The organism is Veillonella sp. ICM51a, from assembly GCF_000524355.1.
Classification (GTDB): domain Bacteria; phylum Bacillota; class Negativicutes; order Veillonellales; family Veillonellaceae; genus Veillonella; species Veillonella atypica.
Window position 1 is genome coordinate 1 of record NZ_JAPX01000045.1, and the last position, 23,019, is coordinate 23,019.

General features: G+C 39.7%; 17 protein-coding genes. 13 read left to right on the forward strand and 4 right to left on the reverse strand.

Features of this window, described 5'->3' with window-relative positions:
• Window positions 1-782 precede the first annotated feature (782 nt).
• The 9 genes from dnaA to HMPREF1504_RS07785 all read left to right on the forward strand — a co-directional run bounded on the left by dnaA (window position 783) and on the right by HMPREF1504_RS07785 (window position 10,489).
• The gene (gene dnaA, locus HMPREF1504_RS07745) at window positions 783-2,402 is read left to right on the forward strand and encodes a chromosomal replication initiator protein DnaA (RefSeq protein ID WP_038124873.1); all 1,620 of its coding nucleotides are present in this window, start codon (window positions 783-785) and stop codon (window positions 2,400-2,402) included.
• A gap of 304 nt (window positions 2,403-2,706) precedes the next feature.
• On the forward strand, window positions 2,707-3,828 hold the full coding sequence (gene dnaN / locus HMPREF1504_RS07750; protein WP_005379445.1) for a DNA polymerase III subunit beta: 1,122 nt from the start codon (window positions 2,707-2,709) through the stop codon (window positions 3,826-3,828).
• Window positions 3,829-3,859: 31 nt separating this feature from the next.
• Window positions 3,860-4,090: an RNA-binding S4 domain-containing protein gene (locus HMPREF1504_RS07755; protein WP_038124875.1), complete on the forward strand. Its 231-nt coding sequence runs from the start codon at window positions 3,860-3,862 to the stop codon at window positions 4,088-4,090.
• A 3-nt stretch (window positions 4,091-4,093) separates the two neighbouring features.
• A complete protein-coding gene (gene recF, locus HMPREF1504_RS07760) occupies window positions 4,094-5,194 on the forward strand; it encodes a DNA replication/repair protein RecF (protein WP_038124877.1) in 1,101 nt (366 codons plus the stop codon).
• Window positions 5,181-6,080: a DUF721 domain-containing protein gene (locus HMPREF1504_RS07765; RefSeq protein WP_038124878.1), complete on the forward strand. Its 900-nt coding sequence runs from the start codon at window positions 5,181-5,183 to the stop codon at window positions 6,078-6,080. The genes recF and HMPREF1504_RS07765 overlap by 14 nt, the downstream gene beginning before the upstream one ends.
• Before the next feature lie 161 nt (window positions 6,081-6,241).
• Entirely contained in the window at window positions 6,242-6,493 is a 252-nt protein-coding gene (remB, locus tag HMPREF1504_RS07770) for an extracellular matrix regulator RemB (protein ID WP_005382941.1), read from the forward strand.
• Window positions 6,494-6,602: 109 nt separating this feature from the next.
• Window positions 6,603-8,504, forward strand: a complete 1,902-nt coding sequence (gyrB, locus tag HMPREF1504_RS07775) for a DNA topoisomerase (ATP-hydrolyzing) subunit B (RefSeq protein ID WP_038124880.1) — start codon at window positions 6,603-6,605, stop codon at window positions 8,502-8,504.
• 10 nt (window positions 8,505-8,514) lie between these two features.
• Window positions 8,515-9,996, forward strand: a complete 1,482-nt coding sequence (locus HMPREF1504_RS07780) for an amino acid permease (RefSeq protein WP_005380313.1) — start codon at window positions 8,515-8,517, stop codon at window positions 9,994-9,996.
• Window positions 9,997-10,171: 175 nt separating this feature from the next.
• Window positions 10,172-10,489 carry a YbjQ family protein gene (locus HMPREF1504_RS07785; protein ID WP_005375828.1) on the forward strand — a complete coding sequence of 106 codons (318 nt, stop codon included), beginning with the start codon at window positions 10,172-10,174 and terminating at the stop codon, window positions 10,487-10,489.
• Window positions 10,490-11,123: 634 nt separating this feature from the next.
• Here HMPREF1504_RS07785 and HMPREF1504_RS07790 read toward each other — a convergent pair.
• Together HMPREF1504_RS07790 and HMPREF1504_RS07795 are read right to left on the reverse strand one after the other, a co-directional pair.
• Window positions 11,124-14,186 carry an efflux RND transporter permease subunit gene (locus HMPREF1504_RS07790; protein WP_038124882.1) on the reverse strand — a complete coding sequence of 1,021 codons (3,063 nt, stop codon included), beginning with the start codon at window positions 14,184-14,186 and terminating at the stop codon, window positions 11,124-11,126.
• A complete protein-coding gene (locus tag HMPREF1504_RS07795; protein WP_038124883.1) occupies window positions 14,183-15,247 on the reverse strand; it encodes an efflux RND transporter periplasmic adaptor subunit in 1,065 nt (354 codons plus the stop codon). The genes HMPREF1504_RS07790 and HMPREF1504_RS07795 overlap by 4 nt, the downstream gene beginning before the upstream one ends.
• A gap of 424 nt (window positions 15,248-15,671) precedes the next feature.
• On the opposite strand from HMPREF1504_RS07795, the gene HMPREF1504_RS10480 reads away from it, so the two are divergent.
• The gene (locus HMPREF1504_RS10480; protein ID WP_005379737.1) at window positions 15,672-15,809 is read left to right on the forward strand and encodes a hypothetical protein; all 138 of its coding nucleotides are present in this window, start codon (window positions 15,672-15,674) and stop codon (window positions 15,807-15,809) included.
• Between the two features lie 395 nt (window positions 15,810-16,204).
• On the opposite strand, the gene HMPREF1504_RS07800 is transcribed toward HMPREF1504_RS10480, so the two are convergent.
• Together HMPREF1504_RS07800 and HMPREF1504_RS07805 are read right to left on the reverse strand one after the other, a co-directional pair.
• On the reverse strand, window positions 16,205-17,554 hold the full coding sequence (locus HMPREF1504_RS07800) for a hemolysin family protein (protein ID WP_005383190.1): 1,350 nt from the start codon (window positions 17,552-17,554) through the stop codon (window positions 16,205-16,207).
• A gap of 565 nt (window positions 17,555-18,119) precedes the next feature.
• Window positions 18,120-19,595 (reverse strand): alpha/beta hydrolase-fold protein, encoded by a 1,476-nt coding sequence (locus tag HMPREF1504_RS07805; protein WP_038124886.1) that lies wholly within the window; start codon window positions 19,593-19,595, stop codon window positions 18,120-18,122.
• A 271-nt stretch (window positions 19,596-19,866) separates the two neighbouring features.
• Between HMPREF1504_RS07805 and HMPREF1504_RS07810 the strand changes: the two genes are divergently transcribed.
• From HMPREF1504_RS07810 to HMPREF1504_RS07820, 3 genes are all read left to right on the forward strand, one after another.
• Complete coding sequence (locus HMPREF1504_RS07810) at window positions 19,867-20,466, forward strand: class I SAM-dependent methyltransferase (RefSeq protein WP_038124888.1); 600 nt, start codon at window positions 19,867-19,869, stop codon at window positions 20,464-20,466.
• A 494-nt stretch (window positions 20,467-20,960) separates the two neighbouring features.
• A complete protein-coding gene (locus tag HMPREF1504_RS07815) occupies window positions 20,961-21,794 on the forward strand; it encodes a hypothetical protein (RefSeq protein WP_038124890.1) in 834 nt (277 codons plus the stop codon).
• 152 nt (window positions 21,795-21,946) lie between these two features.
• Complete coding sequence (locus tag HMPREF1504_RS07820) at window positions 21,947-23,008, forward strand: glycosyltransferase family 4 protein (RefSeq protein WP_038124892.1); 1,062 nt, start codon at window positions 21,947-21,949, stop codon at window positions 23,006-23,008.
• Window positions 23,009-23,019 lie beyond the last annotated feature (11 nt).

Genomic DNA, 23,019 nt, shown 5'->3' on the forward strand with positions numbered 1-23,019 from the left:
ACCCTATACACATACCTATTTCGAATTAGTACATGCCTGTTCTTTTTTTCAGAACACCCTATACACATACCTATTTTAAATTAGTACACGCCTGTTCTATTTTTCAGAACACCCTATACACATACCTATTTTGAATTAATACACGCCTGTTCTATTTTCCTCATTCCCATATAGAATTTATTTATTTTAGCTAATTTTGGATGAAAGTAGGTTTGGTGGTTACTTTTTCGCGACTTTGGCCCTGCGAAGCCCGAAGGGCGGAGTCAGACCCGGCCGGTGTTCCCCATTCCCATATGAAATTTGTTTATTTTAGCTAGTTTTAGATTAAAGTAGGTTTGGTGGTCACTTTTTCGCGACTTTGGCCCTGCGAAGGCCATAGGCCGGAGACAGACCCGGCCGGTGGAGCTAAAAAGTGACCACCAAACCGGATTCTAAATAAAATGCTAAAATAAACAAATTCCATAAAAGTTATCCACAGATTGAATGACAATCTTCCTCATTTTTGGTACAATCATAATTGAAATTAGTAAAAAATATATATTTTTATAAGTTTTTTTCGGATAGTTTAGAAAAGTTATCCACATTTTTTCTCTTTTAACCTGTGAATAGTATAAACTCAGTATTTATAAGGTTGGAAGGGAATTTTATTTTCTCTTATTCACAAGTTGTGCACAGGTTATTCACAGGCATTTGTGGTTTTTCCACAGTTTTAGAATAAGTTATACACATAATAACGAAAGTTATACACATTTTTAGTAAAAGTTATACACAAGAGGAACAAAATGCAAGCAGCTGATATTAATGATATATGGGAACGTATATTACAAGTAGCAAAACAAACACTGCCGCCTGCGATTTATTCAAGTTTGAGTACTTCTCTCATACCGATGAGTATAGATAATAATTCTATACACATTGGGGTTATGCAGAGTTTTATAAAAAGTGTCATCGAATCTCAGCAAACGGTAAGTAAGTTGTTAACAGATGCCATCAAGCAAGTGACAGGCAAAGAATTAAATATGGTTTTATTGGATTTGTTTCCACAAAAGGATGATGTTCCAACAGCACCGCATGTAGCAGATACTTTCACAGAGAATACTGCAGAAAATACTAGTACGAACACTATAGAAAATACGGTGGTAAGTGACACGGACAACATCGATAAAAAATCCTCAAAACCTGCAAAGCAGGAGGTTCCATATCAAGAGGAATTTTACACACCGGTGTACGCAGATCCTGTGTATATCCAGCGTAAAGAGGTGGACGAGTTAATTCCAGATAAACCGATGTTTCCTGTAGAGCAGCCACAAATGGTGCAAACGTTGCAATCTACGGATATTCCTATCGATTTGTCATCATCACAGCTCAACAGTGGGTATCGATTTGATAATTATATTACAGGCAATGCAAACCGCATTCCTTTTGGAGCAGCCCAAAATGTGTCGGAACATCCTGGTGGTGATTATAATCCGCTTTTTATTTACGGTCCATCGGGCCTCGGTAAAACGCATTTGATGCACGCCATCGGCAATGCCATCGTTGAAAGATATCCCAATCTCAAGGTAATGTGCACAACAAGCGAAAAGTTCATGAATTTATTTATTGAATCCATACGAAAGCGGCAAGGAGAGTTGTTCCGCAATACGTTCCGCAACATCGACGTATTGCTCATCGATGATATTCAGTTCTTGGAAAATAAAGAGGGCACGAAAACAGAGTTTTTCAACACCTTCAATGAATTATTGGACAATAACAAGCAAATCGTCCTCACCAGCGATACCATGCCAAACGATATGGATCAATTCGAAGAACGCTTACGTTCTAGATTCCAAGCGGGCTATGTGGCGACCATGGAAAATCCAGATTTGGAAACGCGTATCGCCATTTTGAAAGCCCTCGTTGAAAAGGAAAACAACAAGAATCGTAATCTCGTTATCGACAACGATGCCATCAACTACGTGGCGTTGCAATTCGATGAAAACATTCGCGTACTACAAGGGGCTTTCAATAAACTCATCGGTACTGCATCCTTAGAACAACGGACCAGCAGCATCGATTTGGAGTACACGAAGAAAACATTATCCGATATCATCACGACGGAACGGGTAACACTTATCGACATCGAGTCCATTCAAGACTTTATCAGTACCTATTTTAATATTAAGAAACAAGATTTGTTAGGCAAGAAACGGAAGGCTCAGTTCGCATTTCCACGGCAAATTGCCATGTATTTGTGCCGCGATGTGATTAATGAAAGCTACCCACAAATCGCAGCGGCTTTTTCCAGAGATCATACGACGATTTTGCATGCATACGATAAGATTAGCAAAGAAATCGACAAGAATCCAGAAACGAAACAGATTATCCTAGACATCAAATCTAAACTGTCATCACTCAACTAAAACGGGTGTGGATAACTCTGTGGATATGTTGTGTATAAATCTGTGGATATTGAGGAATTTAATATTTTCTGTGATTATGTGGATAACCTAAAACAAGGTATACACATACTTATCCACAACTGTGGAAACGCATGAAATCTAGAAAACTTTCACATGTACACACATTCACAGCGCCTACTACAAATACTACTAAACTAACAAACAAATCAAAAACATATTAGAAAACAGATCTATCGTTGATTATCTATAGAGCACCAACGAAAATCGCACAACGAATATTACAAACAAGGAGAGTATTTACGTTATGAACATCAAATTCCCTAAGGCCAATCTCCAAAAAGCCATTAACGTTCTACAAAAAGTATCACAAAATAAAACAAGTTCAAATCTACCAGGTTCCATTTATATAACAACAAAAAACAATCAAGTGGAACTACAAGGCAACGATTTTGAATTGGGCATTAAATTAACAATCGACGCCGATATCTTAGAACCAGGTACATTAGTGGTTGCTTCTCGTTACTTCCAAGAATTAATCCGCAAATTACCAGGTGAAACGATTCAATTGAGCAAACCTGAGGATGGCAATACGCTAAAAATCACATCCGGTTCCTCTGAATTTAATTTAGTAACCTTGCATCCAGATGATTTCTCCTTAGTAGAACAAATTCACGACCAAGATTATGTCAATATCGATAGTCAAGCTATGAAAGAACTTATCGACCTTACGAACTATGCAGCAGCAAGCGACGATGATCGCCCTGTATTTGCTGGTGCTTTGCTGGAAATCAAAGATGCAAACGACAAAGAAGTGACTATGGTTGCTACTGATACTCATCGTATGGCTGTTAAAAAGGTAACTATCGATGAACCTGCGACCTCCCCTATGCGCGTTATCATTCCAACAAAGGCTTTGGCAGAAGTATCTCGTTTGTTGCCAACCGATAATCCTTCTATTATTAAAATCATTTGGAACCGCACACAAATCGTGTTCATGTTTGAATCCATCTATATCATTTCCCGTTTAATCGAAGGCACGTACCCAGAATACGAAAAGGTAATTCCTGCTCAATTCGACTCCAGTGCCGTTGTAGACCGCAAGGACTTTGCCGGCGCTGTTGATCGCGTATCCTTGTTGGCAAAGGATATGAGTTATAACGTAATTCGCTATGACTGGTCCGAAGAACAAGTGACTTTATCCAGCCAAAATGCTGAAATTGGTATGGCGAAGGAAGAAATTCCTGTGGAATTTAAGGGCACACCATTCACGATTTCCTTTAATGGTCGTTATATTTCCGATATTTTGCGTCACAGCACAGGCGACAACATCCACATGTATTTAAAACAAAATGGTCCTGTTGTGATTCGCCAAGATAATAATCCGAACTATACGTACGTAGTAACACCTGTTCGTACAAATTCTTAATTCTGTAATTTGTCCACCATAGGAGGACGTTATGAAACAACAACCTGTACCAATCCATACGGAGTACATTCAAATCGATCAATTGCTTAAATTGGAAGGCGTCATCGAAACAGGGGGCCAAGTAAAAGGCCTTATTGATGATCAAGTGCTGACATTAAACGGCAATATGGTTACAGAAAAACGCAAAAAATGTCGCGTTGGCGATGTGATTGGTGTAGAAGGCCTCGATGTGGAATTCATCGTTACCAAAGAGGAGGCATAATCGGTGAGAATTAACTCACTGCAATTGTTCCAATTTCGCAACTATAAGGATTTAACCCTTGATTTGCAGCCTGAAATCATCGTCTTGTACGGCACCAATGGGGCTGGTAAAACCAATATTTTAGAGGCTATTTACGTCGGTACCATTGGTAAAAGCCACCGCACAAATGATACGTCGGATATGCTTTTGTTTAATGCTGATGAGGCGGGCATTGTGGTGAACTTTGAGAAAAAGGAGACACCGCAAAAGGTTAATATCAAGCTATTTCGACAAGGTCCTAAGGATATCCGCTTAAATGATACTAAGATTTCGCAAAAGGAATTGATTGGTACTTTAAATACGGTCATCTTCTGCCCAGAGGATTTACAGCTTATCAAGGGCAGTCCATCGGGTCGTCGCAGATTTTTAGATATGGAAATATCCCAAACGAGTGCTACTTATTATCATCAATTATTGCAATATAATCGTTTATTGCAACAACGGAATACATTGTTGAAGGAATATCGCGGTAAACAGAATATTCCTCTTGATGAATGGGATGTACAACTAGCGGATATGGCGGCTTTCATCGTCAAAAAACGGATGGAAAGTCTAAAGAAAATCAATTTGCTTATCGATTTGATGAATCGTAAATTGACGGGAGGCCTAGAAAATCTCACCATAGGCTATGAACAACCATATGGGGAAGAGGGTCATATGGTGTACACGAAGGAGGCCTTTTACGATTTACTGCAAGAGGCATTGCCTCAAGATCGTCATCGCATGACGACAAGCGTAGGTCCTCATCGCGATGATTTACGATTCTTTTCCGATGCTATCGATTTAAAAAAGTTTGGATCCCAAGGGCAACAGCGGACGGCTGTGCTTTCACTAAAACTGAGCGAATTAGAATTCATCAAATCCGAAGTAGGCGAATATCCCGTATTGCTCTTAGACGATGTGTTGAGCGAGCTCGACGAGGCGAGACGGAACAATTTGTTGCAGTTCATTCATAAACGCATTCAAACCGTCATTACCACGACGGATATACATGATTTTGAAAACATGCAAGGTGTTCAATTTATTCAATGTCAGGAGGGGCACATCCATTATGGAAAGCCTTGAAATGTGCTTAGCTGGTGGCCTACATGAATTAGGTTTACTGGAACAATTTAAACTGAATACACTCATTCATCATTGGCGTGATGTGGTGGGCCCCATTTATGCTGGTCATACGCGCATTATCGACATCAAACCTCCGAAAATTGTGCTCAGTGCGGATAATTCGCAGTGGATGCAAGAGGTTAAGATGAACCAAAAACGCATCCTCAAGGCCATTAATGACTATTACAAAAGTGATATCATCACTGAAATGGGCCTCATCATGCATCGGCAGAGCTATGTGAAAGAAACGGTGAATACTGAAATTTTGAAAATAGACATGCCCGACATCGATGGCTATATCGACATGTCGAAAATCGTCTTGTCCAATGATGATATGAAATCTATTGATGCTATGGTTGAAAGCTTAGTAGAAGATACATTAAAAGAACCGTTTCGAAAGGTGCTCATTAGCAGCCGAAAAAAGGAAGTCTATTTGCTAGAACACGGCTATCATCGATGCGAGCGCTGTCATACGTTGATGAGCCGGCAAACAAAATATTGTGTGTCCTGCGAATATGAAATGCATCGCAATCATATTAATGATATAAAAACACAAATTAGAAGACGTCCATATATAAAATATAGCGAAGCTCAACAATACATCAAATGCACCTTTAAAGACTTTTCCATAGCCATGCGAGAATTGATTTATTTTTATTTAGATAAGGTCTACCATGGGTCTACGAGCCGAAACCATATGTACATGGCTACCATGCTCATCACCCATAAACGGCTTGAAGAACTGACAGACCAGCACGTTATCAACTTGTGTAATAAATACCGATCAAAATTCCTTAGCGAAGAAAAACAAAAAGAGCTCAATATGCTTAGGGGTATATTGGAATAGATGACCATTATTTCTCGCTCCACCGGCCGGGTCTGACTACGCCCTTCGGGCTCCGCAGGGCCAAAGTCGCTGCGAAATTAATGGTCATCTATTCAATAGCAGGACAGAGAAAAATGGAGTTTATTTAGCATTCTTACTTAGATGAAAATAAGAGGAGAAATATGTATCTTCATATTGGCGATAATTTTAGTATCCCTATGAATTCAATTCTTACGATGATTCATGCGGAGTCTGGTAAGCATCATAGGACGGGCATTTCTCATTATGACGCAGAGGTTATATACATTGTGCCCGAGGATAAGGTAAAAACGTATATTGTAACAGATGATGGTGTGTATGCATCTGGTATATCACTTAAAACGCTTAAAAAACGGATTGATGAGTTTTATATGCTTTTAAGTAGCAAATTATAGGGCTTTCACGATATAAGCAATCTATAGTATAATAAAGAGATAATTTAGCACCGCAGATGTGTTGTGTATTAGCATATTGCGGTTTATGTCGTTAGGAGGAGTTTGTTTAATGGCTGAAGAAAATTATGGCGCTCAGAATATACAAGTTCTTGAGGGTCTAGACGCGGTCCGTAAACGCCCAGGGATGTACATTGGTAGTACGTCCATTCGCGGTTTGCATCACCTCGTTTATGAAGTAGTAGATAATTCAGTGGACGAAGCGCTCGCAGGGTATGCGACGCATATCGAAGTATCCATTAATGAAGATAATAGTATTACCGTTGTCGATGATGGTCGTGGTATTCCAACAGGAATGCATGAGTCCGGCATGTCTGCGGTAGAGTTAGTTTTAACAAAATTGCATGCTGGCGGTAAATTCGGCGGTGGCGGCTATAAGGTGTCCGGCGGTCTTCACGGTGTAGGTATTTCCGTAGTCAATGCGTTGAGTGAATGGACTAAGGTTCAAGTATCTCAAAATGGCATTATTCAAGAAATCGATTTTTCCCGTGGTCATAAAACATCTGAATTGCATGAAATCGGCAAAGCAGAAGGTACTGGTACGACTGTTATTTTCAAACCAGATTCTGAAATTTTTGAAACGACGGTGTTCAATTTCGATACATTGAAAATTCGTTTACAAGAGTTGGCATTCCTTAACAAAGGCCTTCGCATCACATTGAGCGATTTGCGCCAAGAGGAACCTCGCATTGAAAGCTTCCATTACGAAGGTGGTTTAAGTTCTTTCATTACATTCTTAAACGAAAATAAGGAAGTTGTTAACCCAACTGTTATAGACATCGAAAATACAAAGGATGACGTTGTGGTAGACGTGGCGTTGCAATACAATGATAGTTACAGCGAAAACTTGTTGTCATTCGTAAACAACATCAATACTGTTGACGGCGGTACCCATTTATCCGGTTTCCGTGCTGCCTTGACACGTACCCTCAATGATTATGGCCGTAAATTCGGTTTGATCAAGGAAAATGAAAGCAATCTTTCCGGCGAGGATGTACGTGAAGGTTTGACAGCGGTTGTGTCTGTGAAAGTATTAGAACCTCAGTTCGAAGGTCAAACTAAAACGAAACTTGGCAATAGCGAAGTTAAAGGTATTACCGATGTTATCGTATCTGAAGGTCTTAAAACATTCTTTGAAGAACATCCACAAGATGCGAAGAAAATCATCGAAAAAGCAACGATGGCAAGCCGTGCTCGTGAGGCAGCTCGTAAGGCCCGCGATTTGACACGCCGTAAAAATGCGTTGGAAGTATCCAGTCTTCCTGGTAAATTAGCAGATTGCTCTGAAAAAGATACATCTATGACAGAAATTTATCTAGTCGAAGGTGATTCTGCGGGCGGTTCTGCAAAACAAGGTCGCGACCGTCGTTACCAAGCGATTTTGCCATTGCGTGGTAAGATCCTTAACGTAGAAAAAGCGCGTCTTGATAAGATTTTAGCGAATAACGAAATTCGTTCCATGATTACTGCATTTGGTACAGGCATTGGCGACGAATTCGATATTACAAAATCCCGTTATAACAAGATCATCATTATGACAGATGCGGACGTTGATGGTGCTCACATCCGTACATTGCTTCTCACATTCTTCTACCGCTATATGAAACCATTAGTAGAAGAAGGCCATATCTACATCGCACAACCGCCTTTATACCAAATCAAAAAAGGCAAATCTCATTGGTATGTGTACTCTGATGCAGAACTTATAGCTAAGCTTGATGAAGTAGGCCGTGATGGTATCACAATCCAACGTTACAAAGGTTTAGGTGAAATGAATCCTGAACAATTATGGGAAACAACAATGAACCCTGAAAATCGTACTATTTTACAAGTTAGCTTAGAGGATTCTATCGAAGCTGATAAAATCTTTACGGTGCTCATGGGCGACAAGGTTGAACCTCGACGTAAATTTATTGAAGACAACGCAAAATATGTGCGCAATCTAGATTTGTAAGAGGTGACCCATGGCAGATAATCAGAATACTAATGTAGAGTATACTTCTAATACTCAAAAACATTTAAAACGATCCCTCAAAGCGCGTCATATGAATATGATCGCCTTGGGTGGTGCCATCGGTACGGGCTTATTCGTAGCCGGTGGTGAAGTAGTAAGTACGGCTGGTCCTGGTGGTGCGCTTGTGGCCTATGGCCTCATCGGCATCATGGTATATTTCCTCATGACATCCCTTGGGGAAATGGCGACGTACTTGCCGATTCCAGGTTCTTTCGGAACCTACGCAAAACGCTATGTAGACCCTGCCTTTGGCTTTGCCTTAGGTTGGAACTACTGGTTTAACTGGGCTATTACATTGGCTGCCGAAGTATTGGCAGGGGCGCTCATCATGAAATATTGGTTCCCTGACATACCGGCCATCGTTTGGTCCGCATTATTCCTGTTAATTCTATTTGGGCTTAACTATTTGTCCACTCGTTCCTTTGGTGAAAGCGAGTACGTATTCTCGTCCATCAAGGTTATTACCGTTTTCGTATTCCTATTCTGTGGCTTTATGCTCATCTTTGGTATCGGCGGTACATCTCCTGGATTTGAGAATTGGACAGTAGGGGAAGCACCATTCGTAGGAGGTTGGGAATCCATCCTTGCTATCTTCATGGTGGCTGGTTTCTCCTTCCAAGGTACTGAGCTTATCGGCGTAGCCGCTGGGGAAGCAGAAGACCCTGAAAAGAACGTGCCTAAAGCGATTAACTCCATCTTCTGGCGCATCCTATTGTTCTATATTGGGGCTTTCATAGTTATCGGTTTCCTCATTCCTTACACTGATCCAAACCTATTGAATTCCAGTGTAGAAAACGTATCCATTTCTCCATTTACACTCGTATTTGACCGTTTTGGATTCGCGTTTGCAGCTAGCTTTATCAATGCTATCATCTTAACTGCCGTATTGAGTGCTGGTAACTCTGGCCTCTATTCCTCTACGCGTATGCTTTACGCACTCGCTAAGGAAGGTCAAGCACCACAAATCTTTGCAAAACTCAATAAACGCGGCGTTCCAGTTCCTGCATTGATATTGACTACAGCCATTGGCTTGTTTGCATTCCTTACAAGCTTTATCGGCGAAGGTACAGCGTATACATGGATTGTTAACATCTCCGGCCTTTGCGGTTTCATCGCATGGGTAGGCATTGCCATTTCCCATTATCGCTTCCGCCGTGCGTTCATTGCACAAGGCAGAGACCTTAAAGAATTGCCTTACAAAGCGTGGTTGTTCCCTGTTGGTCCAATTTTGGCGTTCATCCTATGCGTCATCATCATCTGTGGCCAAAACTACTCCGCTTTCACAGGCGATACCATCGACTGGTACGGCGTATCCGTTGCGTACATCGGATTGCCTATCTTCTTCGCTGTTTACCTAGGTTACAAATACATCAACAAAACTAAACTCGTTCCGTTGAAAGAAGTAAACCTAGATCGCGATTTTGATAAATAAAAATGCAATAAAACTAGACCTGTTCATTATGAAAGTAGTGAATAGGTCTTTTTTTGTATATGCAGTATTAGGTTATTGTTTTTATATGAAAGCTATCATTATGAGATTGTTTTTCTATAAAAGCCTTGCTATAATGAATCAAAATATATTGTAGTTAATTAGAGAGGATATAATTATGATTATTACTACAACTATGCATATTGAAAACAAACCTGTACAAGAGTACAAAGGTATCGTATTTGGTGAGGTCGTAGAAGGCCGTAACTTTGTAAAAGATTTTATGTCTGGTATTCGTGACATCGTTGGTGGCCGCAGCGGAAGCTATGAAGATTCCTTAATGAGTGCACGCCAAGCAGCAATCGATGAAATGGCAAAACGAGCTAGCAAAATTGGCGCTAACGCCGTTATTGGCGTATCATTCCAATACAGCACCGTAGGGGCACAAAACGGCATGCTTATGGTGACATGTAATGGAACGGCCGTTGTAATTTAATAAGGGGAAAAAGCTGAGCATGACTTCTCTGCTCCACCGGCCGGGTCTGACTACGCCCTTCGGCCTCCGCAGGGCCAAAGTCGCATAAAAGTCATGTTCAGCTTTTCTTATTAAATATAATAGGCTAAATGAAAAAAGTCGTTCGGAAACACTACTTATCCTATTTTGCTTAAATATTCCACCGGCTAGATTTTGGTGAGAAGGGCCATAAGTAGGGTGTGAGGCAGCAGTTTTGTAATCTGCTGCCTTTTAGTGTGCAATAATGGGGTTCTTAAAAAATAGAACAGGCGTGTTCTAATTTAAGAAAGGTGTGTATGGTGCTTTTTAGAAATAGAACAGGCGTGTACTAATTTAAGAAAGGTGTGTATAGTGCTTTTTAGAAATAGAACAGGTGTGTACTAATTTAAAAAAGTATGTATGGTGCTCTTAAAAAATAGAACAGGCCTGTTCTATTTTAAAATAGGGATATGTATGTAAGGCAATATAAAACAGCAGGGCTGCCACCCTGCTGTTTTTTCTTTGTTGCGTGAATACATTGCAACTTATTTATTTCCCTTGTCAAAGTTATATTAACATCATCAGAATTAGTAGTCAATCAATTATTAGATTATAATAGATATCTATTATATATTACTTATTTAACCTTATACCATGTTGCGTACATAACTGGTAATACGATGAGTGTTAATATGGTTGCTACGAGTAGACCGCCGCTAAATGCGATGGCGAGTGGACTCCAGAATACGGATCCCATGAGTGGTATCATACCAAGGATGGCCGCGATGGCGGTTAGCATGATTGGTCTGAAACGCAATGTAGCGGAGTTGATGATGGCTTCGCGGGCAGATTGTCCTTCGGCGCGGTGAATTTCGATTTGGTCCAACAGGATGATGGAGTTACGAATAATCATGCCGGAGAGGGCAATGATGCCGAGTATGGCCATAAATCCAAGTGGTGTACGCGTAATATTTAAGGCCAGTACAACACCGATGAGTCCAAGCGGAGCTGTAAATAGGGCCATAAACATAAGGGCAATTCTCTTTAATTGGAACATGAGAATCGTCATGATTGCAAAGAGCATGATTGGCATTGGCATGAGCAATTTTTGTACAGCAGTGACGCTCTTTTCAGCAGAACCATCGAGATCAATAGTATAGCCAGTTGGTAAGTCTTGACGATATTCAGCAAGTTTATTGTAAATTTCTTTCGTCTTAGCATTGCCGAGCACGCCAGGTCCTACATTAGCATGAATGCTAATGGTTGGCATCATGTTGCGGTGCCAAATAATGCCTTCCTCTTGGCTCATAGAAATCGTTGCGATTTGGCTGAGCGGTACATAGGAACCATTTCCTGTTTGGATTGGTAATGATGAAAGTGCCGCCAAGTTGTGGTTTTCATTGCCGCTTAATCTGAAAGTAACAGGAATGGTTTGGTTTCCTTCGTAGTATTCACCGGATTTTGTACCGGATAATAAACTTTGTAGATGAAGCGATACGGCATAACTATTAATGCCTAGCATACGCGCTTTATCTGGGTCGATGTGGATTTGAGCAACTGGCTCTGTATCCGGCCAATCGAAGGCGATATTATGTAAATCTTTATCCTCCTGCATTTTGGCTTTCACATCGTTTGCAATCGTTTTAACCTCAGATGCATCAGGACCTGATACGCGGAGCATAACAGGGTATTTGGACGGCGGTCCGATTTGGACGAATTGCATATTGATGAGCGCCGATGGATATTGATCGTTTAGTTGATCTTGTAAATCCTTGAACAACGCATCTCGATCCTCTAAGGATTTGGTAACGATGATGGTTTGCATGAAATTAGCACGTGGCAATTCTGGTTCTAAGGTCAATACAAATCGCGGTGACCCTTCGCCTACATAGGTGGTGAAATGGTCGATATGTTCATTATCCTTTAACAAAGCATCCAATGATTTAGCTTGGTTTTGGGTATAATCGATGGATGAGCTTTGAGGAAATTGCATGGATACGATGATTTCATTCCGTGTCGACGATGGGAAAAATTCCTGTTTGATGAGAGGGAATGAAAGCAAGGACAGGATGAAAGCCCCTAATGTTAGGAGTAATACGGCCTTATGATGACCTAGTGCCCAGTGAAGGAGGCTTTCAAAACGAGCATAAAAAACGGTTTTCAAACGATGCATGATATGATCGCGACGAGTCCATTCCGACTCGGGTTTTTCATCCTTGTTTTCGATGATTTTATAGCCTAGCACCGGACTGACCAGAACGGACGCAATCCAGGATAGGATGAGAGCCATAAAGACAACGATGGACAGGGATTTCGTGAATTCCGCAACCATGCCCTCCGCCAAGGCGAGAGGTAAGAAGCCGGCACAGGTAATGAGCGTGCCGGACAGCATTGGAAAGGCCGTTGATTCATAGGCGAACGTTGCGGCGCGCCAGTGGTTAAAGCCTTCTTCGAGCTTAACGCTCATCATTTCAACGACGATGATGGCGTCATCTACGAGCAGGCCCAGTGCCAAGATAAGGGCACCAAGGCTAACCTTATGCAAATAAATGCCATTTTCATACATCAGTACAAACGTTGTAGACACGACGACCGGAATGGTGAGGGCCACCACGATACCCGTACGGATACCGAGGGACGCAAAGCTGACGAGCAATACGATGGCGATAGCTTCGAATAAAGATTGCGAGAAATCGCCAATGGATTCCTTAACAATGTGAGGCTGATTCGATACTTGGTCGAGGCTTAAGCCTGCAGGAATCGTCGTTTTTAGCTCTTTCAGTTTCGTATCGATAGCCTTACCAAACTCGATATTATTGGCGCCCGCATCCATGGAAATGGCGATGCCAATGGCCGGCTTGCCTTCGTAGTAGAATTGAGGACTGGAAGGATCCTTATAGGTCATCGTTACGTCCGCAATATCGCCGAGGCGAATCGTTTGGTTATTGATGCGAACCGGCATATTTTTGACCGCATCCACGCTATCAAAGACACCGTTAATGCGTAAATATACATTATTCGTATCCGTATTGACCATGCCCGCTGGCACCATCGCGCTTTGCTGTTTAAGGGCGGTCAATAATTGTTGTGTGCTCACCTGATACGATGCGAGCTTGTCCTTGTTAATCGTTACATCCAAGGACTTATCTTGAACACCAATGAGAGTAATTTTCTTAACATTCGGAACGGATAACAATTGCCGTTTTAAATCTTCTGCCTGTTGCCGTTTCTCTTCGTACGAGAATTCGTCACCTGAAAGCGCATAAATTGTGCCGTACACATCATCGAATCGATCGTTGATGGACGGGCCTTGCACGCCAGATGGCAAAGATTTCCATTCATCATTGATCATATTCCGCGCTTCTTCCCAAGCGGGACGAATTTTGTTCGATGGTAAATCTTCTTTCAGATTGATATAAATAACCGATTTACTACCGTCTGTGAAAGACTTCGTATAATCTACACCTGGCAAATCTCGTAGTTTTTCTTCCAGCTTATCCGTTACTTGGTCCGACATTTGTTGAGGTGAAGCACCGGGCCAAGAGACACCGACGACCATGGTACGCATCGTAAAGTCTGGGTCTTCCATGCGTCCCATATGGGTGAACGAGAATATACCAAAGGTGAGGAGTACGGCGATGAAGTAGTAGATGATAGATTTATGGCGCAGAGCCCAATCTGCTAAGTTAAACTTCTTCATTCATGCACCGCCGTTCCTTCTTGTAATTGTTGGGTCCCTGCGGTGATGACAATATCCCCTTTAGCAAGGCCATTTTTAACAATTACCGAATTATTACCAAATTCGCCGGTTTGAATAGGAACGAGATGTGCTTTCTTGTTTCGAATGATATAGACTGCGTTATTACCTTGTTTGTCTTTCACCAACGCCGTCAACGGTATGGAAATATCCGCTGTATCCGTTTGATTGAGGATGGCGTTGATGGTCATACCGAGCTGCACCTCTTTTGGAGGGTTTTGCAAGGTAATTTTGACCGTATATGTTCGCGCTACAGGGTCTGGAACCGGTGAAATTTCGCGGACAATACCTTGTACTTTCACATCAGGCAAAGCCCAAAATGTGATGGTTGCCGTACTACCAGGGTGAATTTTGCTCATTTCCTGTTCTGGCAACGCGATGACTGCCTCAGGTTCATGACCGGCCGCCAAGGTACCTATAGCCTGGCCTGCTGCCACGACCTGACCGGCCTCGACATTGAGGGCCGTGATAATACCACTATCTGGAGCAACCAAAGTAGTATAACTATTTTGATTGTTACTCAAATTGAGACTTGCTTGGGCCTGTTGCAACTGAGCTTTCGCCGCATTCAGTTGATTTTCAGCCTGATCCAATTGCAATTTGCTGATAGCCTGCTCAGCGTACAAAGCGCGGTATCTTTCAGCATTCGTACTAGCTAAATCATAGGCCGATTGCGCCGCCGTAACAGCACCTTGCGCATTTTGCACCTGACTCGCCGTGTCAGCGCCGTTAATTTGGGCAATCACTTGACCGGCCTGCACAGCAGTGCCCACACTGACAAACTTATTAATCACGCGGCCGCCTACCTGGAACGCCAGATTCGTTTCCGTCCGATTCTTGATGGTTCCCGAATACCCAGCACTCGTCGTTCCAGCCTCTTCGCCAATCGTAATCGTCCGTACCTTGAGGCTCGTATCATGATCATCTTGATTCGACCCACAACCGCCGATGATGAGTGCACTCATCAACAGAGCCGTGGTCAAACCTAATACACTACGATTCATAATCCTCTCCTTCACACACGTAATAGAGATTATTGTAAAAGCAATAACTACTATAAAATATATATTTTATACAATTAAATAATACTATATATTAGATAAAAATTCTATAAGTACATTAGAAAATATATATGTTTTCTGATTTTAGTAACTACGAGGCACCTTCCTAAAACCTCCAGCTACCTTAACGGTCTGCGCCTGATGGCTTGAAGAATATAGCTTAGCAATATCAAAGGACTGGCTCGCCCCAAAGCCGACACGCTACTGCGCTTCGCGGAGCCCGAAGTCGTTTTGGGACAAGCCAGTCCTTTTTTACTGCAAATCTGAATTTGAAAAATACAAACATATATATTTTCTAATATTAGGAGGAGGGGACCTTCGGGGAGAAATTTAGGTTATAATAGTTTTGATAAAGGTTGGTGGAATTATGAAACAAGAAAAAGACAGAGAAGTATATAATCAAAAAACATTAGAAGCAATGAAAGAAGCAAAGAAAATAGCTAGAGATTTGAAATACCCTAGTTATAAAACGTTAGAAGAACTAAAAAGAGCTTTAGATGATTAAGTTAACCAAGTTGTTCAACAAACGTAGAATAGAAGAAGAGAGAACCCCTCCTGAAAACGACTTCGGGCTCCGCATAGCGTGTCTCTCTCATAGATTATGTTTAACCAGTTGTGCGAACTACAGTAAGAGTGAAAAAGGCACATGGTGCTACCAAAACGACTTCGGGTCCCGCTTTAGCGTGTTTCTCTCATAGATTATGTTTAATCAGTTGTGTGAATTACAGTAGAAATGAAAATTTGAGCACGTAGGATCATAGGATATTAGTAATAAAAAAATAGACTTCCAAAAACGACTTTGGCCCTGCGGAGGCCGTAGGCCGGAGTCAGACCCGGCCGGTGGAGTTTTTGGGAGTCTATTTTTTTATATTAGTATTTATGACGATATGTGCTCAAATTTTATTCTTCTGTTTGTTCCACAACTGGTTCAACATAACTAACCAAAATTTTGTCTATCCGTGTATTATCCATGTCCACGATTTCGAATGTGTATCCGTCCCAGGTGGTTTTGTCGCCTTCGCGTGGGATTCTACCGAATAGAAGGTTCATGAGGCCACCCAGTGTTTTGTAGAGGTCGTCTTCTTCGCGTGGTAGTTCTTTGTCGATGTGGAAAAATTCTTTAAATTCGTCTACGTCGAGTAGACCGTCTACGAGCCAAGTGCCGTCTTCGCGTTCGACGATGCGGTTTTCTTCTTCTTGGCGCTCTTCTTCGCCGGATGGCATGAGGCCAACGATTTCTTCCATGATGTCATGCAAGGTAACGAGGCCGCTAAAGCCACCGTATTCGTCGAGAACGATAGTTTCATGAACACCTTCGTTACGCAATGTATTGAGCAATTTCATAAGAGAAATGGACTCAGGTACGAGCAATGGTTCTTTCAAGCAAGAATGAATCACATGATGTAAGGATTTTTCTCCTTGTAAGCATTGGACCATAACATCGGTTACATTGATCATACCTCGTAATTCATCGAGAGAGTCTTCACCTACAGGAATACGATATTGATTTGCTGTTTTTAGCACTTCCATGATTTCTTCTTCTGAAGAATTTAAATCAATCCATTTTAGCTGTGTTCGCGGTGTCATGACATCGCCTGCGTTCATATCGGCTAGATGGAAAATGTTTTCTACGAGGATAGGTTCTTCTTCTTCATAAGCACCCATAGCAACACCTTCAGTGAGCATTTTGTTGATTTCAGACTCTGTAACAGGAGCCTCTTCTTTTATGGTAACGCCTAGTAATTTTAATAAAAATTCCGTAGAAATACCGAGGAAGCTAACAATTGGTTTTAGTGCTACTGATAGCCAGTAAATTGGTTTTGCTACCACTACTGCGATACTTTCAGGACTATTTAAAGCCAAGCGTTTTGGCACAAGTTCACCGATAACGAGGGATAAATAGGTAATAATCGCAACGATGATAAATGAGCTAAAGGATGTAGCATACGGTTCAATACTTGGAACATGAGCTACTAAAAATTCCTCTAATGGAGCGGAAAATGTCGCACCGGAATACAAGCCTGTTAAAATACCAACGAGAGTAATACCAATTTGAATGGTAGAAAACATATTATTAGGTTTTTCTGCTAATTCAAAGGCTTTTTTAGCCCGTTCATTACCTGCTTCACCCATCTCTTCGAGACGGCGTTTTTTAGCATTGACGATGGCTAACTCTGTCATGGAAAATAAGCCATTGGCGATGATTAATATTATAATAATTATAAAATCTAAGGTCAGATCACTGTCCATGTAAGTAAATACTCCTTTTTATGAGATAGAATTCTGCACATGAGAAAAATTGAAATATTACTTTTTAGTATACCATATTCGAATCATATATGGTAAATAGCACAAAAAAAGGAGGGTAGCACCCCTCCTTTTTTGTTTGCGTGAAAACGTGTCACATATTGATTTCCTTTTTTATATATTACATGATTATCTAATGTTTGTAAATGGTACCATATCTTAATTCTTTAGTTATATAAGTATATGTTATATACTATAAATGTTACCGCCCCATACTGGTAACAGAAAGGGGGTGTATTAAAATGTTCGAAATACTTATTTCTTTCACAATATCTATCGTAGCAGGTATAACGTGCTATTATATCTGCAAGTGGCTAGATAGATATTAGGCCGGTAACTAGCACAAAAAGAGGAGGGGTGCCACCCTCCTCTTTTGTTTTGCGTGCATTAAAATGTTTGCAAAATACTTATTTCTTCATCTAATATTATATTACACAATTTACCATTATTTGTAAATGGTCAGTAATTGTTATAAAAAGCAGGATGGCAACCCTGCTTTTTTTAGGGTCTATTTTTCCTTAGTTTGGCTGAATAACCAGTCTCTAATGCCTTCGATATTATAAGCTACAGACCATGTGTACATGTGGTTGCCATCTTTAAATACCGTGTAATTAATAGGAGCCTTTTGATCGACTGTAGCTTTCACCAATGCGTCGAATTGTTCCGGTGTAGAATGGCTATCCCACATAGGAGAGGTTGCAATTTTAGTGCCTAAGTCAGCCCAATTTTTAGTAGCTGTATTCATGCCAGGATATGCTTTATCATCGCCTTCGGATACGAGTATCCACAATTTTTTATCCTTTAATACTTTCATTTTCTCCGTATTCCATTGGCATGCTACGAGGAATTGAGCAGTAAACAAATCAGGATGTTTGTCGCTAATGGCGATGTTTGCCATACCACCTTGAGACTGCCCAGAACCGTAAATTCGGTTCTTATCAATTGGATACGTAGCGATGACATGATGTAATAGATTATCTACTAAGGTAAGACCTGGAGTCCATTCATTTTTATCGGTAGTCATCATACCAAGTGTATCTACTAAATCTTGAGTGTATTGAGGGGCAACGATGATGGCTTCATGTTTTGCTTGTTCCTCAGGGCTAGCGAAAACAGTAGCACCATTACCTTGGAATAGTACCGTGCGATTATCATTGATATTGGCACTGGAGTCAGCTATGAAGAAGTATAGAGGATATTGTTTTGATGCATCATAGTTTTTCGGTAAAAATACATTGTAAGGAATGCTATTACCCGTAGTTGAATCTGTGTAAATATATGTTTTAAACTCATCCATAATAGTAGATGCCGTAGATGTATTGATTACGCTCGTTTGTGAAGGGCCGTATATAGTACCTGTTTTTGTCACTACCGGTTGAACTTGTGTGACTGTAACGTTTAAATCAGGCAATTTACGATCAGAACGCATCGGTGCATCGACGCCTACAGCACCATTATTTTTTGGTTTATTAGGGCGTGGTGCTAATACGAATGGTGTAGAGTTTTCATATTCAAATTCCACTACAACGTATTGATCAGCTGCTGTAGCTTTAGAGTTTTTGTCTTTTTTACTAACTTTGACCGTATTTGTTTGTCCTACTGTTGCATCTATTTGAGGGGCATCATTGTGCAAACCTTTAGCTGTAGATTTGTAATTTTCTTTCAGTTCAGGCACAGAATTAGTATAGATATTGTTGATTGTTTTGCCTTCTACTGTGAAAGTATTGAGCGCTAGTGCACTTTCTTGGATTGCTTCTGGATATTTGATGATGATAGCCGCTATTTTTTCACCATCACCATAAATTTTTGGCACTGCCGTTACAGATTGCATGCCGTACGCTTCTGTTTGATGAGTCTTAGCTTCAGAGGTAGCAGTGGCAGAGCTTGTACTAGAAATAGTAGTAGCCATGTCCGTTGCAGCTAGTACATTTGTTGTAGAAAGTGTGCCTAGCACAAGAGCCATTAATAAGATTTTATTCATCATATCTCCTTATTTTATAGCGTTTATCAAAATATTGATTAAATTATATAATAAAATTAAATTTAGTGCAATTTATTGGAAATCGTGTAATTTATAATTACATACATTGGATAGGTAATCTTTATGTATTGATAGAGAAATATAATGTAGTAGGAAATTAGTAGTAGATTTTGTAAGATAGTATAATTAAAACAACAATTGCTATAGATATAATCGAGTAGGTATATACAAGAATATATAAAGTAACTAAAATACGATAGTTGGGAGTGTATCAATGGTAGCCGACCAAGAATGGGAAAGTATATTACAAATAAAGACAGCAGGTCGTGATGATAGTCGTTCGGATGCAGAGCATCATCCGTATGAGCCAACGGACTATTGCGTTCTTGAGCGCCTTGCCAATAGCGGTTATATTACGAAACAAAATACCCTCATTGATTACGGCAGTGGCAAGGGGCGCGTTAGCATATTTATGGCTAATCAGACGCGGTGCCATTCCATTGGTATCGAATACGATGAACGTTTGTATGAACGGGCCATCGTAAATGGTGAAAGCCCAGCTGCCAAGAACCGCGTATCCTTTGTCCTAGGCGATGCTGCTACCTATACATTACCAGACAATGCAGATCGATGCTTTTTCTTTAACCCCTTTGCACTTCATACCATTAAACGCGTACTAGGTAATATCTTTGATTCTTTATATCATCATCCAAGAGAAATTCTACTATTCTTCTATTATGTTAACGAAGAAGTAGAGAATTTCCTAAATAACCATGTGCGCCTCGAAGCAGAAGAATCAATACAATGCGGCGATTTATTTCGAAAAACTGACGACAAAGAATGCATATTGGTATATAGAGTGAATGTGTTTTAGTAAATTAATTTATCTCTATATTTCGTTTTATCTATTCTTATAGAAAAGTATATATAGACATTATATAATCTAATTGTTACTACTCCATTCTGGTAACAGAAAGGAGGTGAAAACATTGCCGGAGATATTAATTTCCTTTTTTTTATCTATCATAGCAAGTATAGTTGCATATTATATTTGCAAGTGGCTGGATAGATAGTTTAGTTAGTAACCAGCACAATAAAAAATAGCAGGGCTGCCACCCTGCTATTTTTTCGTATGAAAACATTGCCTCATACTAATTTCCTTTGTTACTCATAGAATAGCATGATATAAAAGGATAGTCAAATTTTACGTACTTTCACTAAAACACGCAGAAAATCCGCATATTTTCTGATATAATAATAGATTAGAGAGTATAAAAATTTATTTTTTCTATTCACCATGGTATGTATTGATTCGTAATGATTAATCGTAGTGATTAGGGCTGAGTATATACCATAAAGGAGGAACGTATGGAACGCGTGTCAGCAAGTCTTATTGAAGAAATTCGCAGTGCCTTAGTAGAGCGTTATAATCGCGATCAAGAGATTCAGCAAATGATTGAAGAAATTGGTGCTGAAGAAGGTCTTAATGAAAAAGAACTGTTTGTTATTCACCAAGCCTATTTAGAGGTTAAGGAACGCATGCAATATACGGCGAATTTGATGGAATTGTGGAATCAAATTGAGGCCGTTCAGGATCGAATGAGCATGCTTAATTCTTATGAAAGCTTGGAACGTGATTTGTTTGGTGATGTTCTTTCTTTTGATAAACCGATGGGTTATGGTGCGTCTAATCAAGACAACTTAGATTATGCGATGGAGCAAGTTAAGTTGCACGATGTAGATCATGACATCGAAGATATTGATGATGAAAGTATCCTAGACCGAGATATTCATACATCTTTAGATCCTTATGATATGGTAAATTCCTTGTTGTATTCTAAACAATCCACGGGCGATAAGGATAAAACTAAACAACAAAAGGAAATCGACAAACTTATTAAAAAACAACTGAAACGCGTAGAAGAAGAATGGGCGAAGCTTTCAGGTAAAAAGGATAAAAAAGATAAGAAAAAGAAAGATAAAGATAAAAAAAAGGACAAGAAAGACAAGCAGTCTAAGAAAGAACTCGAGCTTGTAAAGGAATCTAAGAAGTCCAAGAAGGACAAAGAGTCCAAAAAGAGCAAGAAGGATAAGGATTCTAAAAAAGCTAAAAAAGACAAGGATGCTAAGAAGGATAAAAAGGCTAAAAAATTAGAAAAAGCCTTGAAGAAGGAGTCCAAAAAGTCCACAAAAAAGGACTAACCGTAGATTTTATAAATGACCACGGCCAGAAAACTACGGATAAGGGCTGTGGAAAATGCAAGCGGTGCAAGGGGCCGCGGTGTAGGAAATATAAATAGTGTTGTTATAGGAATTAAATTTATAGTTGTAGCTGTTGAATAAGGAGTTTACAGATGACTACAAATAAAAGGGGAATCCTTAATATTATGGAAAGTTCTGTATGGGGAGGTATGGAGCAATATGTATATGATATGAGTGAAGAATTAGAACGACAAGGTATTGCCCCTTTTGTATTAACTGATATCTGGAAACCTGACTTTATTTCTAAATATAGTGAAGTTGCAACAGTTTTCTCTTTTAAGATTCGTAAAAATAAAGGCTTTTACTCGATTCATAAAATGGCTGCTTTAATTCGTCAGCATCATATTGATACTATTTTATGTCATACAGGAAAATACATTTTTTTAGCTATATTATTGAAGAAAATGACAGGCGCCAAAGTTGTGTTTTTTAAACATAATGTATTACCTGCTAAGACTGATATTTATCATAGATGGATACAAAATCAAGTAGATGCTTTTGTTTGTGTTTCAAAATGTGTATATGATGCACAAGTAATAAAAGGTAAAGAGCATAAATATCATCTCGTTCATAATGGAATAAATACGTATAGATTTCCAGATATAAAAATAGAGAAAAAAAAGGATACTTTTATTGTTGGATATGCAGGTAGAATTGGATTAGATAAAGGTATCATAGAGTTATTAGATGCTATTAAATATTTGTATGAATTAGGAAAGCCTATTGAATTATATATGTGTGGTGAAGTATCAGGAAATTCAGAAAATATAATATATACACATATGCGTGATAATCATATGGAATCATATGTGAAGATTTTAGGCTTTCAAAATAATATGAATCAATTTTATAAATCAGTTCATTGTTTAGTAGCACCATCTAAAATAAAAGAAGCCTTTGGTCTTGTTATTTGTGAATCTATGTATTGTAAAACACCAGTTATAACAAGTAATTCAGGAGCACAAGAAGAGATTATTACGAATGGTGAAAATGGAATTATTATAGATACTGTAGATTATAAACATATAGCTGATTCTATTACTTATTTAATGGATAATCCATTAGAGTATCAAACAATTATAAGTAATGGATATGAGAGGGTTATTTCTATGTTTACAATTGAAAAAATGGTTGAATCTATTATTAATTTATAAAATAAAGTGGA